Source organism: Klebsiella sp. 2680 (assembly GCF_900198535.1).
In the GTDB taxonomy this organism is placed as follows: domain Bacteria; phylum Pseudomonadota; class Gammaproteobacteria; order Enterobacterales; family Enterobacteriaceae; genus Klebsiella; species Klebsiella indica.
The window spans coordinates 518,660-533,764 of sequence record NZ_FZNJ01000001.1; the positions used below are offsets into that span (position 1 = coordinate 518,660).

Genomic DNA, 15,105 nt, shown 5'->3' on the forward strand with positions numbered 1-15,105 from the left:
AAGCTTTAAATGCGTTCATGCTCAAGATGAATTCATTCCTGGGTTAAGATAGAGAGATACACTCATTCACGCACGTTATAAATGCCACTAAAAATATCCCGGATTACGCCAGCGAAAAAGATCGTCGTCCACGCGGTAAGCGAGCCCATTCTGCACGCCCATTACCAGCGCTGCGCGCAGTGCGATCTGCTCTTCCACTTACCGGTCCTTAAAAGGAATCAAAGCGCATGGTGCCCTCGCTGCAACGCTAAAATCCGTGATGGTCGTGACTGGTCGCTCTCTCGGCTGGGTAGCATGGCTATCACCATGCTACTGCTAATGCCTTTTGCCTGGACCGAGCCGCTTCTCCATTTGCACCTGCTTGGTGTCCGTATTGACGCTAACGTACTTCAGGGGATCTGGCAAATGACCAGCCAGGGCGATCCGCTGACGGCGGCGATGGTGCTGTTTTGCGCTATCGTCGCGCCGGTTCTGCTGGTCGTCTCCATCGCTTATCTGTGGCTAGGTAACGTGCTGGGAATGAATCTGCGCCCGGTTTTGCTGATGCTGGAGCGGCTCAAAGAGTGGGTCATGTTAGACATTTATCTGGTCGGCATCGGCGTCGCCGCCATCAAGGTGCAGGATTATGCGTTCCTGCAACCGGGAATCGGGCTTATCGCGTTTATCTCCCTGACGTTGCTCAGTATCCTGACGCTCATTCATCTGAATGTCGAGGAGCTATGGACGCGTTTTTACCCCACTCGCCCGGCGCAGCAGCCGGATAGTCGCTTACAAGTTTGCCCTGGCTGCCATTATACCGGCCATCGCGATAACCGTGGCCGCTGCCGCCGCTGCCATACGCCTCTGCACCACAGGAAACCACAGAGCCTGCAAAAGAGTTGGGCGGCGCTGCTTGCCTCGATGGTTTTTTTGATTCCGGCGAACCTGCTGCCGATATCGATTATCTACATCAACGGTACCCGCCAGGATGACACTATCATTTCCGGCATTATGTCGCTGGCGAACAACAACATCGCCATCGCTGGCGTGGTTTTTATTGCCAGTATTCTGGTGCCGTTCACTAAAGTTATTGTGTTATTTACGCTACTGCTCAGCATACAATTTAAATGCGAACAGGGGCTACGTACCCGCATCCGGCTATTGCGGCTGATTACCTGGATTGGTCGCTGGTCAATGCTGGATCTTTTTGTCATTGCATTAACCATGTCGCTAATCAATCGCGATCAGCTCCTCGCGTTTACGATGGGGCCCGCCGCGGTCTATTTTGGCGCCGCAGTGATATTAACTATCCTCGCTGTAGAATGGCTGGACAGCCGCTTACTTTGGGACGCACATGAGTCAGGAAACGCCCGCTTCGACGACTGAAGCCAAAATCAAAACTAAACGCCGCATCTCGCCATTCTGGTTACTGCCGGTCATTGCGCTCCTGATTGCCGGTTGGCTCATCTGGACCAGCTACCAAAATCACGGCACGACGATCACCATCGACTTCCAGTCAGCTAATGGTATCGTGCCGGGGCGCACGCCCATCCGCTACCAGGGGGTGGAAGTCGGCACGGTAGAGAATATCTCTCTGAGCAGAGATCTGAGCAAGATCGAAGTTTCAGCCAGCATCAAAGGGGATATGAAAGATGCATTGCGCAAGGATACACAATTCTGGCTGGTGACGCCGAAAGCCTCTCTTGCCGGCGTCTCAGGCCTTGATGCGCTGGTCGGCGGGAACTATATCGGCATGATGCCCGGCCAGGGCGATCCGGAAGATCACTTTGTCGCCCTCGATACTCAGCCGCAATACCACATTAATAACGGCGAGCTGATGATTCACCTCAAGTCGGCGGATTTAGGCGCGTTAACCAGCGGCTCACTGGTCTATTTCCGCAAGATTCCCGTCGGCCGGGTTTATGACTTCGCCATTAATCCCAACAATCAGGGCGTGACGATTGATGTTCTGATTGAACGTCGGTTCACCAATCTGGTGAAAAAAGACAGCCGTTTCTGGAACGTTTCCGGGGTTAAGGCAGACATCAGCTTAAGCGGCGCGAAAGTCCAGTTGGAAAGTCTTTCCGCGCTGGTTAACGGCGCTATTGCCTTTGATTCACCGAATAATTCGCCACAGGCCCAACAAAATAGCGACTACCGGCTATATGACGATCTGGCCCACAGCCAGCGCGGCGTCGTAATTAAACTGGAACTTACCGATGGCGCGGGACTCAAAGCGGGCTCCACGCCGCTGATGTATCAGGGCCTGGAGGTTGGTCTGCTTAGCAAGCTGAATCTGAATGCCGACGGGAAAGTGACCGGTGAAATGACTGTCGACCCGAGCGTCGTCGGACTGCTGCGTGAGAAGACATTGATTCAGATGAAAAAACCGAAAATTTCTCTGGAGAATCCTGATATCAGCGCGCTGTTGACCGGAGCGACCTTCGAACTGATTCCCGGTGAAGGCGAGCCGCGCGACCACTTTGTGGTTCTGCCGGCCGATAAATCGCTGCTCGAAGAGCCGAATGTCGCGACGGTGACGCTGAACGCGTCGGAAAGCTATGGTATCAATGTCGGACAGCCGTTGATCCTGCACGGCGTGCAAATCGGTCAGGTGCTGGAACGCGAACTGCACGCCGATGGCGTAACCTTCCAGGTGGCCGTGATGCCGGAATATCGTTCTCTGATTCATGGCGACAGCAAATTCGTGGTCAACAGCCGTATTGATGTCAAAGTTGGCCTCGACGGCGTACAGCTCCTTGGCGCCAGCGCCAGCGAGTGGCTCAACGGCGGCATTCGCATTATTCCGGGCAGTAAAGGGGAGATGCAACGCCACTATCCGCTGTACGCTAATCAGGAAAAAGCGCAGGAAAACAGCCTGAGCGACGTGCCCACCACCACCCTCAGCCTCTCCGCAGAGACGCTGCCGGACATACAGGCAGGCTCCGTGGTGCTGTATCGTAAATTTGCGGTAGGCGAAATCATCAGCGTCCGTCCACGGAAAAACGCCTTTGAGATCGATATCCATATCCAGCCGGAATACCGTCATTTGCTGACCAGCAACAGCGTATTCTGGGCCGAAGGCGGCGCCAAAGTTCAGCTTAACGGCAGCGGTCTGACGGTCCAGGCCTCCCCGCTTTCCCGCGCGCTGAAAGGGGCAATCAGTTTTGATAACCTCAGCGGCGCCAGTTCCGGCGCGCGTATCGATAATAAACGCATTCTGTATGCATCGGAAACCGCCGCCCGTGCGGTCGGCGGACAAATCACCCTGCATGCGTTCGACGCCGGAAAAATGAAGGAAGGTATGCCGATTCGCTATCTGGGGATTGATATCGGCCAGATCCAATCATTGAATTTAATTACCGCCAAAAACGAAGTACAGGCGAAGGCCGTTCTGTACCCGGAATACGTTAATACGTTTGCCCGCGCAGGGACCCGTTTCTCCGTGATTACGCCGCAAATTTCCGCAGCCGGTGTCGAGAATCTCGATACCCTGTTCCAGGCCTATATCAACGTCGAACCCGGCCGTGGCGCACCGAGTCGTGATTTCGAAATTCAGGAAACCACGATTAGCGATTCACGTTATATCGACGGTCTGAGCATTATCGTGGAAGCCCCGGAAGCGGGTTCACTGGGTATCGGTACGCCGGTGCTATTCCGTGGGCTTGAAGTCGGGACGGTGACCGGTCTGACGCTTGGCTCAATGTCGGATCGGGTGATGGTGAAACTGCGCATCAGTAAACGTTATCAGTATCTGGTACGCAACAACTCCGTATTCTGGCTGGCTTCCGGCTATAGCCTCGATTTTGGCCTGATTGGCGGAGTGGTAAAAACCGGAACCTTTAATCAGTTTATTCGCGGCGGTATCGCTTTTGCGACGCCGCCGGGTACGCCGCTGGCGCCGAAAGCACAGGATGGCAAACATTTCCTGCTGCTGGAGAGTGAACCAAAAGAGTGGCGCGAATGGGGTACCGCTCTGCCACGTTAACACCAAAGGCTCCGGTGTCCGATGCCGGAGCCTTTATGGTAAACTGCGTCCCCTTATTTTGTTGTGGTGCGCACCTCGTGGCTCAAAACCCTGTCTATCTCCCTGAAGAATTCCTCGCTCAAATGCGTGCGGCGATGCCAGCGCATCTCTCTTTCGCTGACTTTATCGACGCCTGCCAGCGTCCGCTGCGCCGAAGCATTCGTGTCAATACGCTGAAAATCACCGTCGCTGACTTTTTGCAACGGGTTGCCCCCTACGGCTGGCAACTGACGCCAGTGCCCTGGTGCGAAGAAGGTTTCTGGATCGAACGCGAAGACACTGACGCCGTGCCGCTTGGCAGTACGGCGGAACATCTCAGCGGGCTGTTTTATATTCAGGAAGCCAGCTCCATGCTGCCGGTCGCCGCGCTGTTTGCGGACAATGAAATGCCGCAGCGAGTAATGGACGTCGCCGCCGCGCCGGGGTCCAAAACGACGCAAATTGCCGCACGGATGAACAATGAAGGCGGGATTCTGGCGAATGAATATTCCGCCAGTCGGGTCAAAGTGCTGCATGCCAATATCAGCCGCTGCGGTATCGGCAACGTGGCGCTAACGCATTTTGATGGCCGGGTATTCGGCGCCGCGCTGCCGGAGTGTTTTGACGCTATTCTGCTCGATGCGCCCTGCTCCGGCGAAGGCGTGGTGCGTAAAGATCCCGATGCGCTGAAAAACTGGTCGCCGGAAAGCAACGAGGAAATCGCGCGGACCCAGCGTGAGCTGATCGATAGCGCATTCCACGCGCTTCGCCCGGGCGGCACGCTGGTCTACTCCACCTGTACCCTGAACCGGCAGGAAAACGAAGATGTGGTCAACGGACTATTAGCCCGCTTCCCGCAGGCCGCGGAAGTGTTGCCGCTCGGTTCGCTGTTCCCGCAGGCTAACGAGGCGCTGACCGAAGAGGGATTCCTGCACGTCTTCCCGCAGATTTTTGACTGCGAAGGCTTCTTTGTCGCCCGACTGCGTAAAACCGCCGCCATCGAACCACTCCCCACGCCCGGCTATAAGGTTGGCAAATTTCCGTTCACCCCGCTGAAAAATCGTGAATCTGCCGCCGTTACCGCCGCTGCCGCCGCTATTGGCCTGCGGTGGGACGCCAGCCATACACTCTGGCAGCGTGATAAAGAAATCTGGCTGTTTCCCCGGGCGCTCGACGCATTATTTGGTAAAGTTCGTTTCTCCCGTATCGGGATTCGTCTTGCCGAAACGCACAATAAAGGCTACCGCTGGCAACATGAAGCGATTATTGCCTTTGCCGCGCCAGCTGCGCCTTTTGAACTGACCCAGGCCGAGGCGGAAGAGTGGTATCGCGGTCGCGACATCTACCCTGAAACGCTCCCGCTGCAGGACGATGTCATTGTCACTTTTCAGGGCGCGCCGCTGGGACTGGCGAAAAAAGTGGGATCGCGTTTAAAAAATAGCTATCCCCGCGAACTGGTCCGCGACGGGAAGCTGTTTAGCGGCAAGTCGTGATGCGGCGCATAAAAACCGCATTTTTTCACTGGCGGTTTTCGCACGTTTGTCTACGCTGAAAAGTGTCGGCCCTTGACTGGTCGTACCACAATTCAGCAGATAAACGGGGTTAATTTATGACTAAAACCAGCGTACGTATCGGCGCGTTTGAAATCGATGACGCCGAACTGCATGGCGAACAGCAGGGAGAGCGAACGTTAAGCATTCCCTGTAAATCCGATCCGGATTTATGCATGCAGCTTGATGCATGGGACGCAGACACCAGCATACCCGCCATACTTGATGGCGAACATTCCGTCCTCTACCGTAAGCACTATGACCGCCAGTCCGACGCCTGGGTCATGCGCCTTGCCTGACCCAATGAACCCGTCGCTTCAGACGGGTTATTTGTTCCCCCTTAACCTGACATCTCCTACACTTATTCATATGTTTTCTCAGAGATGAGGGCAGAATGTTTGCCTTAGTGCTGTTTATTTGCTACCTGGATGGCGGCTGCGAAGACATCGTCGTGGATGTTTACGATAACGAACGGCAGTGTATCAACGCGATGAACGATCAGCGGATACGCCACGGCGGCTGCTTTCCTGTAGAAGATTTTATTGATCGTTTCTGGCTTCCCGCCCGCGAATACAGCGACTTTTAACCTGCCTGCTGTAGCGCCACCAGGGTTAGCGCCCCGCCAAACACCACCCCGGTGTCAATATAGTGCTGGTTATCATAGTCATAGCGCCGTTTAAGCGGCGTATGACCGAACCAGAAATGGTCCGCGCCGGTCATCGCGTGGTGACGCCCGGCCAGATGGTTGTTAAGGCGTTGCCGATTCCACAATACCTGCAGCTCATCCACCGGCTGCTGCCAGCAATACACCGCTGCCGGATAATCAGCATGGGCAATCACATGCACCTGCTCGCCGCTGTGAAGTTCAATAATCAGCGGCAGACGGCGGCAACGGCCAATCATCTCCGCGAGCCGCCGCCGCTGGTTCGGCGAACTTTGCCTGTACCAGTTTCCGCCGTTCATCTCCCAGAGCATCATGTCGCTGCTCGCCAGCGCCTCCAGCGCCATCTGCTCATGGTTTCCGCGCACCGCGTAAAACCAGCGGCAGCCCAGTAAATTCAGACACTGCGCACTTTGCGGCCCGCGATCGATCAGATCGCCTACCGAGAGAAGCAGATCCTGGTAAGGGTTAAACTTTCGCTCACGCAGCGCAGCAACAAGCGGCGTAAAGCAGCCATGCAGATCGCCGACCAGCCAGATATTACGCCACGCGGAACCGTCAATGCGCTGATACATATTTCATCCTCCTGGCATAATGACGGGGAAATTACTCCACTTCCCGCCGATAATCTTTACACCTCAATCAATTTTAAACGAAAACAAAATATAGTTCGCCAGGACATTAAGCTCATCACGCTATATCCATAGAATACAGGCCAGATAACAACGAGGTATTCACCGTGACGGATAACAGCCTGCATTCAGCTAATGTCGTTGAACGACATCAAAATCTTATTGCCGACCTGGTAATGGGCCGACTGACTCCCGCGCCGATCTGGCTCAAACGTCATTACCGGCTTAAGTTTTTGCTGCGCACGGCTTTATTTTATGCGCCAACGCGCGATATGCTGGATAATTTGTCAGCGCGCGCGGACTTCAACCAGCTCCTCTCCGCCCAGGGAACCTTGCCGGGAAAAGTCCATCGCCAGTATTTGATTCGCGGATTCAGCGCTCGCCAGCGTGCGCAGGCAATTATTAGCCACTATCAGTTTATCGATTCACTCCCCGGTTCACGTCTTGCCTGCGCGATGACCGCGGCAAAAGAGATGCCGCTGCTTATACTCACAGGCAAAGATGATCACCGGTTTACCCTCTCCGCCTCCTCGGCGGGAAAAGCGGAGCGCGAGGGAGAGACGACCCTGTGGCTGCACGATAGCGATCAAACCCTGCTCGCCAGCGCCACCTTCAGCGTTATCCGCCAGCAGGCGCAATGGCAATTGATCATCGGCGGTCTACAGGGCCCGCGCAGTCATATCCCCCATGAGGTCATTAAACGGGCGACTCGCGCCTGCTATGGTCTGTTTCCGAAACGTTTACTGCTGGAATTCATCTGGCTGCTGGCCGCGCATTGCAACATTCAGCGCATTTACGGGGTGAGCGATAACGGTCACGTTTTCCGTGCGCTACGCTACAGGCTGAGCAAAGGACGCCACTTTCACGCCAGCTACGATGAGTTCTGGCAATCTATTGAGGGTATTGCGGATGGGGATCTGTGCTGGCGTTTACCGCTCCGGCTGGAAAGAAAGAAACTGGAAAATATTGCCAGTAAAAAACGCGCCGAATATCGCCGTCGCTTCCAGTTGCTGGACGATATGGCTTCCCGGATGACGAGGCTCATGGATTAACATGACACGCCAGCGCGCCCCCGCCATCCTTAACAGTGCCTGTTCCACAGGATAAATGCCGTTTGGTGTCGCGGCGTTTGCATCCGTTACGAGGTTTTCGTTACTATCATGACTTCATTGCACGCTTCCCGAGCACCTATTGCCGTTATGAGCAAAACAGAAATCCTCCTTCTGGCTATCCTGTTGACTATTTTAGCCTCTGCGCTCTGGTTTATTCTTAGCAATGAAATCTGGATCCTGGTGAGTTATCTCGAAAGCTGGCTATATCCGACTTTTGTGGTGCCAGAATAAAGGCCCTGTGGCAATTTGTATGCCCGCCGTATCCTGCCGTACCGTTCGGGTAATAAACACCCTGATGAAATAACCGCATGAAGTGTTAACGCATTTTCCTGTCCGCTGTTTTATTTGTCATACAAATGTGTATACTGAGCGACTTCCGATGTTGGCCCATAAACTTCACCTGCACTATGGGCCTGATTACGTGCAGGTGTTTTCTTTTCTTCTTAACTCTTTTTAGTCAGTTTTTTGTTGCAATGCTGTCCAGGGTCCACTTACAAATTCTCACCTTGCCTCTCCCCGCCGGTAAAACAAAAACCAACATGAGAAATCACGCCTTTTCGCAGCAAAACTGCGCGTTAATCCGCCAAATCGAAGACCATTAACAAACCACCGAAGGATGGTCTGCTCTCAAGAATTCCCCATGCTCACAGAATATCCGCACTCTCACGGCGCGGAGCAGAGTATGGTCAGACCGAATACGGATATTCGGGTAATATTGCTCAGTTCCAGAAAAGCATTAAAAACATACAGATAAAAAGAGACCGAACACGATTCCTGTATTCGGTCCAGGGAAATGGCTCTTGGGAGAGAGCCGTGCGCTAAAAGTTGGCATTAATGCAGGCTAAGTCGCCTTGCCTTATAAGCGTAGTTTACCGCGTCAGGTTTTCCAGTCCGCGACAAAAGTGGACGAATAATTCCTGACATATGCGCCAGGAGCAACAAAAAAACCGCCCCTCCCGAACAGGGATAATGGCGGTTTTTTGACTGCGAAGACTGCGAATATAGCCAGATGCAAATATCGATCAACAGAGTTTCTGCGCACGCGCAATAAATGGCGTGAGAGGCATTTTGTGTCCTGGTCGCTGCGGATCGTCAATCTGGATCACCGAAATCGGCTGCGCGTTGATCGTGCCCGCTTTCATCTGCTGCTCGGCCACTTCATTCAGCGGATACTGCACCAAAGTGCTGGGGTTAATCGCGAATAGCGCATTGCCCGGACGGCAGGTCAGCATCACCTCTTCCCGATTAAACGCCCAGTTCTCCTTACCCACTTCAAAGCGGCTCACGGTAATCACCTGCGGCGCGGCCAGCGCGGCGCCAGAACTTGCCAGTAACAACATTGTCAGAACGATTTTTTTCATGATTTAACCCGTTAATTCAGTAAGGCTCCCAGGTGGCAAACAGGCTGACGGCAAACAGCGCCAGCGCGCCCAGCGCGATTTCTATCTGCGTTGTACGCACAATGAGCCGCTGCGCCCGCGTTCCGTTTACCGACAAGCGGGGCACCAGAACATACCGGTTCACCAGCGCAATTGCCACCATTGCCGCCACCAGAACACATTTGAACAACAGCATTCGTCCCCAGGGCGACGCGCTGATAAGCCCGCCCTGAATAAACAACGCATTCACCATCCCGCTGACGATGGTACCGGCGACCGCCAGATGCCCATAGCGAGAAAAGCGCATCATGGTCGAAATGGCTAACTGCCGCCAGCGGCCATGTGCCAGGCGCAGACAGTAGAGAAACGGCAGTAAACCGCCAAACCAACTGGCGACAAAAAACAGATGCGCCGCGTGGTTTGTCCGCTGGGCGACTCCCCGGAGCCCCTCATTCATCGCCGCATGGCCGACAGCCGCCAACAACAGCAATTGCGCAGCAAGAAGTATCAGCAGCAAACGGGCCGGACGCCGGGGCTTCAGCCACACCACAACCAGCGCCACGAAAGCCAGCAAAATTTGCCACACCCACACGCCGCCGAACTGCGTCCCGGCAACCGCCTGCCAGATAGCAGGCTGCCAGACATCCTGCCAGCCATTGCCCATCAAACCGCCCTGCGCCATCAACATCAGCAACGCCGACAGAGCGTTGATCAGTAACAGATGGCGCATCAGCGGATAGAAACGCCGCATCAGCAAACGGCGAAGTGCCGAAGGCGCCCACCACGCACCATAAAGCACACAGCCAAAAGTGACCATCAGCGAGAGGAAATGGATAAAGCGCAGGCAGACATAAATGCCGCTAAGCATGAGGCTATTTCACGCGAAAGGTATAGTGTCCTTTCGTTTTGTGGCCATCCACGGAGACCACGTGCCACTCAACGGTATACTCGCCCGAGGTTAATGTCTGTTCGACAGGCACCGTCAGTTGGGCTTTATTACTGTCGCTGCGGCGCAGTTTGCCAAGGGCGATGGACTTATGCTGCGGCCCGCTAAGGGTAACTCCGCTAAACTGTGTTTCGATCCCTTCTGAAAAGTTCAGCGTCAGCGCCTGCGGTGACGCCTCCACAACGGCCCCGGCCGCCGGAAGCGGTTGTTGCAGATGGGCATGAGCCAGTGCGCCAGCAGCGGTCAGGCCGCCGGCGAGAAATACGGACAGACGCAGCATGCGTCCAGCGATGGTTGGCATAGTCAACATTCCTTTTTGTTATGTATGTAGCACAGAGAATAACCCTGTATAATGATGCAGTCGAGCTAAGCGTATGAGACTTGCCTTTTTGCCGCGTGCTGAGTACTTTTTGCGGCATTATCAGAGGAGAAACCAATGGAAAAGAATCTGGCGAAGATTTCCCAGCATGAGATGGACAAAGTCAATGTCGATCTCGCCGCGGCAGGCGTCGCGTTTAAAGAACGCTACAATATGCCGGTGGTCGCCGATCTCGTCGAAAGAGAGCAGCCCGAAAATCTGCGCGACTGGTTTCGCGAACGTCTGACCGCTCATCGTCTGGCTTCGGTTTCGCTCTCTCGCCTGCCCTATGAACCGAAACAGAAATAATTCCCGTCACTTGCTGGTATCCCGGTTGGCAAGCCCCGCACATTCCATTACGCTGGTTCCTTTGGCCTGGAGCGAGCCATGCTACGCGTAATTGATACAGAAACCTGCGGATTGCAGGGAGGCATCGTTGAAATCGCCTCGGTAGATATTGTCGACGGGCAAATCACCAACCCCATGAGCCACCTGGTTCGCCCCGACCGCCCCATCACCCCGCAGGCAATGGCAATCCATCGTATAACTGAAGAGATGGTCGCGGATAAGCCGTGGATCGAAGAGATTGTGCCGTTATACAGGGGGAGTCAGTGGTATGTCGCGCATAACGCCAGCTTTGACCGCCGGGTATTACCGGAAATGCAGGGCGAGTGGATTTGCACGATGAAGCTGGCCCGCCGCCTGTGGCCAGGAATTAAGTACAGCAACATGGGGTTGTATAAATCGCGCAAGCTCAGCGTCGCCACCCCGCCAGGTCTGCACCACCACCGGGCGCTGTATGACTGCTATATTACCGCCGCTCTGCTGCTTGATATTATCAAAACGTCCGGCTGGTCACCGGACGAGATGGCGGCCATAACCGGCCGCCCGACGCTGCTCTCTACCTTTACCTTCGGTAAGTATCGCGGTAAGCCTGTCTCAGAAGTGGCGGAAAACGATCCCGGCTATTTACGCTGGTTATTCAATAACCTGGATCGAATGAGCCCCGAACTGCGCCTGACGCTTAAGCACTACCTCGGTGAGTAACCCGCCTTATACTTCCGCCATGCCTGGCAGTGTTCCCTGCGCCAGGCCAATGAGAAACGCAAACTCCAGCGCCACGCCTTCGTAACTTTTGAAACGCCCGGATTTACCGCCGTGTCCGGAATCCATATCCGTACACAGCAGCAGCAGATTGTCATCGGTTTTCAGCTCGCGCAATTTTGCCACCCATTTTGCCGGCTCCCAGTATTGAACCTGCGAGTCATGCAAGCCCGTGGTAACCAGCAGATGCGGATACGCCTGCGCCAGGATGCCGTCATAAGGGCTGTAGCTTTTTATATAGCGGTAATACACTTGATCCTGCGGATTACCCCACTCTTCAAACTCACCGGTCGTCAGTGGGATCGACTCATCAAGCATCGTTGTCAACACATCCACAAAGGGAACCTGAGCTACCACGCCATGAAACAGTTCCGGTCGCTGGTTAATCGCCACGCCCATCAACATGCCCCCCGCGCTGCCTCCCATCCCATAGCACAGACGCGGGTCGCCGTAGCCCTGCGCCAGCAGCGCATCGCAGACATCAAGGTAATCGTTGAAGGTATTTTTCTTACACAGAAATTTGCCGTCTTCATACCACTGCTGGCCCAGTTCGCCGCCGCCGCGAATATGGGCGATAGCAAACACAAAACCGCGATCGAGCAAACTTAGCCGACTGGTGCTGAAATCCGCATCCATACTGGCGCCGTAGGAACCATAGCCGTACACCAGCAGCGGACTGCCGCCTTTTCGGAAATGATCATGGCGATAAACCAACGATACCGGAACTTCAACGCCATCGCGGGCAGTGATCCACAGATGCTCGCTGCGATAATGGCTGGCCTCAAACCCTTTCACTTCCTGTTGTTTCAGCACTCGCCGCTCGCCGGTGTTCATATCCAGTTCAAACAGCGTATCCGGCGTCGTCATCGAAGAATATCCGTAGCGCAAACGGGAGGTTTCCGGCTCAGGGTTATAGGCAAGCCAGGTCACATAGGCCGGATCATCAAAAGCAATGCCCTGAGACGCGCTCGTTTTGCGGTTAATCTGTCGCAAGCTGGTAAGTCCACGCTGGCGCTCCTCAACGACCAGCCAGTCGGTAAACAGGGTAAAACCTTCAAGCATCACCTCAGGACGGGGAGGAATTAACGTCTCCCACTGTTGTTCATCGCGCAGCGTACTACGATAAAGGCCGAAGTTTTTACCTTCGCGATTCGATCGCAGATAAAAGGTATGCTGATAGTGATCGAGACTATATTCATGATCTTTACGTCGCGGCAGAAAGCAGATCGGCTCGGCGTCGGCCATTTCAGCATTCAGCAGCAGCACTTCGCTGGTCGTCGCGCTGGCCAGATAAATCACCACAAACTGCTGAGAGGTGGTTTTGTGAACGCTGACATAAAACGTATCGTCCTGTTCTTCATATACCAGAACATCTGAACTGGCAGCCGTTCCGAGGCGATGACGCCAGACCTGATACGGCAGCAGCGTGGTCGGGTGTTTGCGCACATACCACAACGTTTGCGAATCATTACTCCACGCAAAATCAGGGGAGACGTTTTCCAGCACCTCCTGATATTCATCACCGTTGTATAAAGGGTAAAAACGCAGACTATATTGCCGCCGGGAGAGATAATCTTCCGCCACGGCCATGATATTATTGTCGGGTGAAACCCCCAGACCACCCAGTGTGTAAAATTCGCTGCCCGCCGCACGCTGATTGCCGTCCAGCAACACATCCCATTGATCCCACTCTTCTTTCAGCACCGACTGGCGTTGATAAATCGCATACTCGCATCCTGGTTCATACACCTGACGGTAACGATAGCCATTTTTGCTGTAGGGCGCCGACACTTCGCGCTGCGGTATTCGGTCAATAATCTCCTTAAGTACCCTGTTCTGCAGGCTACTTTGCGAGGACATCACTTTTTTACCGTATTCATTTTCCTGCTTCAGATAATCAAGCACATCCGGCTGCGAGCGTTGATCATCACGCAGCCAGTAATAATTATCGATTCGGGTATCGCCATGTAAGGTCATGGCATGGGGGATCCGTTTGGCTTTTGGCGGCATCTACTTAGTCTTCTGCGGCTTATATTAGTTGCCCTTCAGCACGCAGCAAAACACGCTGAAGGATGACAGGTATAAGAGTGGCAAATGTCACCCGCGATGCAAGCAAAACCTGAGGATTTAGTCCTCTATAGCCTGTTTTTGCGCCTGAATGTCCTGCTCAATATCCTTACGGACATCCAGTGGCAGTTTAAGGGCTTCGCCGAGAGCATTCAGATAGCTGCGCTCCATAAAATGGTCAATATCAATGACCGCACAGCTGATGTAGTAAACCTCCAGCGCCTCTTGCTCGCTGTTAATGCTCTCTGCCAGCCGCCGGGGATCAAGTGGCTGAGCCAGCGCCTGGTCGATTAACACCCGTCCCTGAACATCAATATTTGCCGCGCGCAATTGCTCTTCGATACTTGCCCGCTCACGCTCGTCAATGTGTCCATCGCTTTTGGCCGCAAAGATCAGCGCCATAATCAGCCGTTCACTGCGGGCATCGAGTTCAACGGAGTCTGCTGAGTGCGTCAGCCCGGCGGGCAAAGCGGAATCATCAGGTTCCTGCGGCGAACTGGCGCGCATTTTCTGTTGGTACTTGTTCCACAGCACGGTTCCCGCTACTGCGCCACCGCCAACCAGCAGTGCGCCGGTGCCATATTTCGCCAACAGCTTGCGCGATGATTTACTGGCGACCAGCAAGCCTGCCAGCCCGCCAAGCGCCCCCGGCAGCAGCACATTTTTTCCGCTTGATTGCTCGTCAGATAAAGAAGATCGTCCCTGCTGCCCCAGCAGAGACTGCAGTTGATTTAGCCAGTTCGACATATTTTTCCTCGTTGCGCGATAAGCGATACCATCAGCCTAAACGAGGAGGTGTCAGGAAATGTATGACCAGCTAAAGATGCGCAAATCTGATACTGAAAAGCGCATAATCCTCATTATACCGCCAGAACTCCCTGTGCAAAGGGAACTCAGGCGGCTTTCACTTTACGCGGCTTCACCGGAGCTTCAGATTCAGCGACGGCTTCGCTGTTGTCGCCCTCTTCCGGTCCGGCGTGTTGCCGATCGCTGTGGTCATGGACCTCAGGCAATTTCCCCGAACGCAGAATATGATTCAGAGTCTCTTTACGCTCGGCCAGCCACATCGCCATGCTATCGCGCTGCTCTTCATCAAGGGTAAGCGGACACGCGACCAGCCAGTCGTTAAGGACTTCCGCCAGATCGAGCATTTTGTCATAAGCATCGGCCTCTTTTTTGCTGGCAAAAGACATTTTTTCCTCACCTTCGCGAATTACCACATATTTAATTTCAACCGCCATAATGCAGCCCCTTGTACACTGTATTTTTATACAGTGTAACAAATTTTGCCCCTAATCTCAATCGACGCGC

General features: G+C 54.2%; 16 protein-coding genes. 9 read left to right on the forward strand and 7 right to left on the reverse strand.

The features are described 5' to 3' along the window. Window positions 1–81: 81 nt before the first annotated feature. From yebS to FN037_RS02630, 5 genes are all read left to right on the forward strand, one after another. Window positions 82–1,365 (forward strand): membrane integrity lipid transport subunit YebS, encoded by a 1,284-nt coding sequence (gene yebS, locus FN037_RS02610; protein WP_138361465.1) that lies wholly within the window; start codon window positions 82–84, stop codon window positions 1,363–1,365. Then, entirely contained in the window at window positions 1,334–3,967 is a 2,634-nt protein-coding gene (locus FN037_RS02615; protein ID WP_142501484.1) for a PqiB family protein, read from the forward strand. Before yebS ends, FN037_RS02615 begins: the two co-directional genes overlap by 32 nt. Before the next feature lie 77 nt (window positions 3,968–4,044). Continuing rightward, window positions 4,045–5,478 carry a 16S rRNA (cytosine(1407)-C(5))-methyltransferase RsmF gene (gene rsmF / locus FN037_RS02620; RefSeq protein ID WP_138361467.1) on the forward strand — a complete coding sequence of 478 codons (1,434 nt, stop codon included), beginning with the start codon at window positions 4,045–4,047 and terminating at the stop codon, window positions 5,476–5,478. Between the two features lie 116 nt (window positions 5,479–5,594). Continuing rightward, complete coding sequence (locus FN037_RS02625; protein WP_138361468.1) at window positions 5,595–5,834, forward strand: YebV family protein; 240 nt, start codon at window positions 5,595–5,597, stop codon at window positions 5,832–5,834. A gap of 95 nt (window positions 5,835–5,929) precedes the next feature. Further along, entirely contained in the window at window positions 5,930–6,121 is a 192-nt protein-coding gene (locus FN037_RS02630; protein WP_142501485.1) for a YebW family protein, read from the forward strand. On the opposite strand, the gene pphA is transcribed toward FN037_RS02630, so the two are convergent. Next, window positions 6,118–6,771, reverse strand: coding sequence for a protein-serine/threonine phosphatase (pphA, locus tag FN037_RS02635; protein ID WP_142501486.1), 654 nt, complete (start codon window positions 6,769–6,771; stop codon window positions 6,118–6,120). The genes FN037_RS02630 and pphA overlap by 4 nt on opposite strands. 164 nt (window positions 6,772–6,935) lie before the next feature. On the opposite strand from pphA, the gene FN037_RS02640 reads away from it, so the two are divergent. Both FN037_RS02640 and FN037_RS02645 read left to right on the forward strand, forming a co-directional pair. Next, window positions 6,936–7,880: a VirK/YbjX family protein gene (locus FN037_RS02640; protein ID WP_142501487.1), complete on the forward strand. Its 945-nt coding sequence runs from the start codon at window positions 6,936–6,938 to the stop codon at window positions 7,878–7,880. Between the two features lie 147 nt (window positions 7,881–8,027). Then, entirely contained in the window at window positions 8,028–8,171 is a 144-nt protein-coding gene (locus FN037_RS02645) for an Ecr family regulatory small membrane protein (protein WP_142501488.1), read from the forward strand. Window positions 8,172–8,962: 791 nt separating this feature from the next. Here FN037_RS02645 and FN037_RS02650 read toward each other — a convergent pair. Genes FN037_RS02650 through yobA form a run of 3 tightly spaced genes read right to left on the reverse strand, consistent with a single transcriptional unit; the run spans window position 8,963 to window position 10,566 of the window. Beyond that, window positions 8,963–9,301, reverse strand: a complete 339-nt coding sequence (locus FN037_RS02650) for a YebY family protein (RefSeq protein ID WP_171034889.1) — start codon at window positions 9,299–9,301, stop codon at window positions 8,963–8,965. Between the two features lie 16 nt (window positions 9,302–9,317). Beyond that, the gene (gene copD, locus FN037_RS02655; RefSeq protein ID WP_142501489.1) at window positions 9,318–10,187 is read right to left on the reverse strand and encodes a copper homeostasis membrane protein CopD; all 870 of its coding nucleotides are present in this window, start codon (window positions 10,185–10,187) and stop codon (window positions 9,318–9,320) included. Window positions 10,188–10,191: 4 nt separating this feature from the next. Further along, on the reverse strand, window positions 10,192–10,566 hold the full coding sequence (gene yobA, locus FN037_RS02660; protein ID WP_138361474.1) for a CopC domain-containing protein YobA: 375 nt from the start codon (window positions 10,564–10,566) through the stop codon (window positions 10,192–10,194). 135 nt (window positions 10,567–10,701) lie between these two features. On the opposite strand from yobA, the gene FN037_RS02665 reads away from it, so the two are divergent. Both FN037_RS02665 and exoX read left to right on the forward strand, forming a co-directional pair. Next, window positions 10,702–10,932 (forward strand): DNA polymerase III subunit theta, encoded by a 231-nt coding sequence (locus tag FN037_RS02665; protein WP_138361475.1) that lies wholly within the window; start codon window positions 10,702–10,704, stop codon window positions 10,930–10,932. Window positions 10,933–11,010: 78 nt separating this feature from the next. Next, window positions 11,011–11,670: an exodeoxyribonuclease X gene (gene exoX / locus FN037_RS02670; protein ID WP_138361476.1), complete on the forward strand. Its 660-nt coding sequence runs from the start codon at window positions 11,011–11,013 to the stop codon at window positions 11,668–11,670. A gap of 6 nt (window positions 11,671–11,676) precedes the next feature. Here exoX and ptrB read toward each other — a convergent pair whose 3' ends face one another. The 3 genes from ptrB to FN037_RS02685 form a co-directional block, all read right to left on the reverse strand. Further along, entirely contained in the window at window positions 11,677–13,737 is a 2,061-nt protein-coding gene (gene ptrB / locus FN037_RS02675) for an oligopeptidase B (protein ID WP_138361477.1), read from the reverse strand. Between the two features lie 117 nt (window positions 13,738–13,854). After that, the gene (locus FN037_RS02680) at window positions 13,855–14,541 is read right to left on the reverse strand and encodes a tellurite resistance TerB family protein (protein ID WP_138361478.1); all 687 of its coding nucleotides are present in this window, start codon (window positions 14,539–14,541) and stop codon (window positions 13,855–13,857) included. Window positions 14,542–14,687: 146 nt separating this feature from the next. Beyond that, window positions 14,688–15,035 carry a YebG family protein gene (locus FN037_RS02685; protein ID WP_138361479.1) on the reverse strand — a complete coding sequence of 116 codons (348 nt, stop codon included), beginning with the start codon at window positions 15,033–15,035 and terminating at the stop codon, window positions 14,688–14,690. Window positions 15,036–15,105 lie beyond the last annotated feature (70 nt).

Bases quoted from the DNA above. Each gene is read 5' to 3' on its own strand.
- yebS (WP_138361465.1), top strand. From the start codon at position 82: ATGCCACTAAAAATATCCCGGATTACGCCAGCGAAAAAGATCGTCGTC.
- FN037_RS02615 (WP_142501484.1), top strand. From the start codon at position 1,334: ATGAGTCAGGAAACGCCCGCTTCGACGACTGAAGCCAAAATCAAAACT.
- FN037_RS02625 (WP_138361468.1), top strand. From the start codon at position 5,595: ATGACTAAAACCAGCGTACGTATCGGCGCGTTTGAAATCGATGACGCC.
- FN037_RS02630 (WP_142501485.1), top strand. From the start codon at position 5,930: ATGTTTGCCTTAGTGCTGTTTATTTGCTACCTGGATGGCGGCTGCGAA.
- pphA (WP_142501486.1), bottom strand. From the start codon at position 6,771: ATGTATCAGCGCATTGACGGTTCCGCGTGGCGTAATATCTGGCTGGTC.
- FN037_RS02645 (WP_142501488.1), top strand. From the start codon at position 8,028: ATGAGCAAAACAGAAATCCTCCTTCTGGCTATCCTGTTGACTATTTTA.
- FN037_RS02650 (WP_171034889.1), bottom strand. From the start codon at position 9,301: ATGAAAAAAATCGTTCTGACAATGTTGTTACTGGCAAGTTCTGGCGCC.
- copD (WP_142501489.1), bottom strand. From the start codon at position 10,187: ATGCTTAGCGGCATTTATGTCTGCCTGCGCTTTATCCATTTCCTCTCG.
- yobA (WP_138361474.1), bottom strand. From the start codon at position 10,566: ATGCCAACCATCGCTGGACGCATGCTGCGTCTGTCCGTATTTCTCGCC.
- FN037_RS02665 (WP_138361475.1), top strand. From the start codon at position 10,702: ATGGAAAAGAATCTGGCGAAGATTTCCCAGCATGAGATGGACAAAGTC.
- exoX (WP_138361476.1), top strand. From the start codon at position 11,011: ATGCTACGCGTAATTGATACAGAAACCTGCGGATTGCAGGGAGGCATC.
- ptrB (WP_138361477.1), bottom strand. From the start codon at position 13,737: ATGCCGCCAAAAGCCAAACGGATCCCCCATGCCATGACCTTACATGGC.
- FN037_RS02680 (WP_138361478.1), bottom strand. From the start codon at position 14,541: ATGTCGAACTGGCTAAATCAACTGCAGTCTCTGCTGGGGCAGCAGGGA.
- FN037_RS02685 (WP_138361479.1), bottom strand. From the start codon at position 15,035: ATGGCGGTTGAAATTAAATATGTGGTAATTCGCGAAGGTGAGGAAAAA.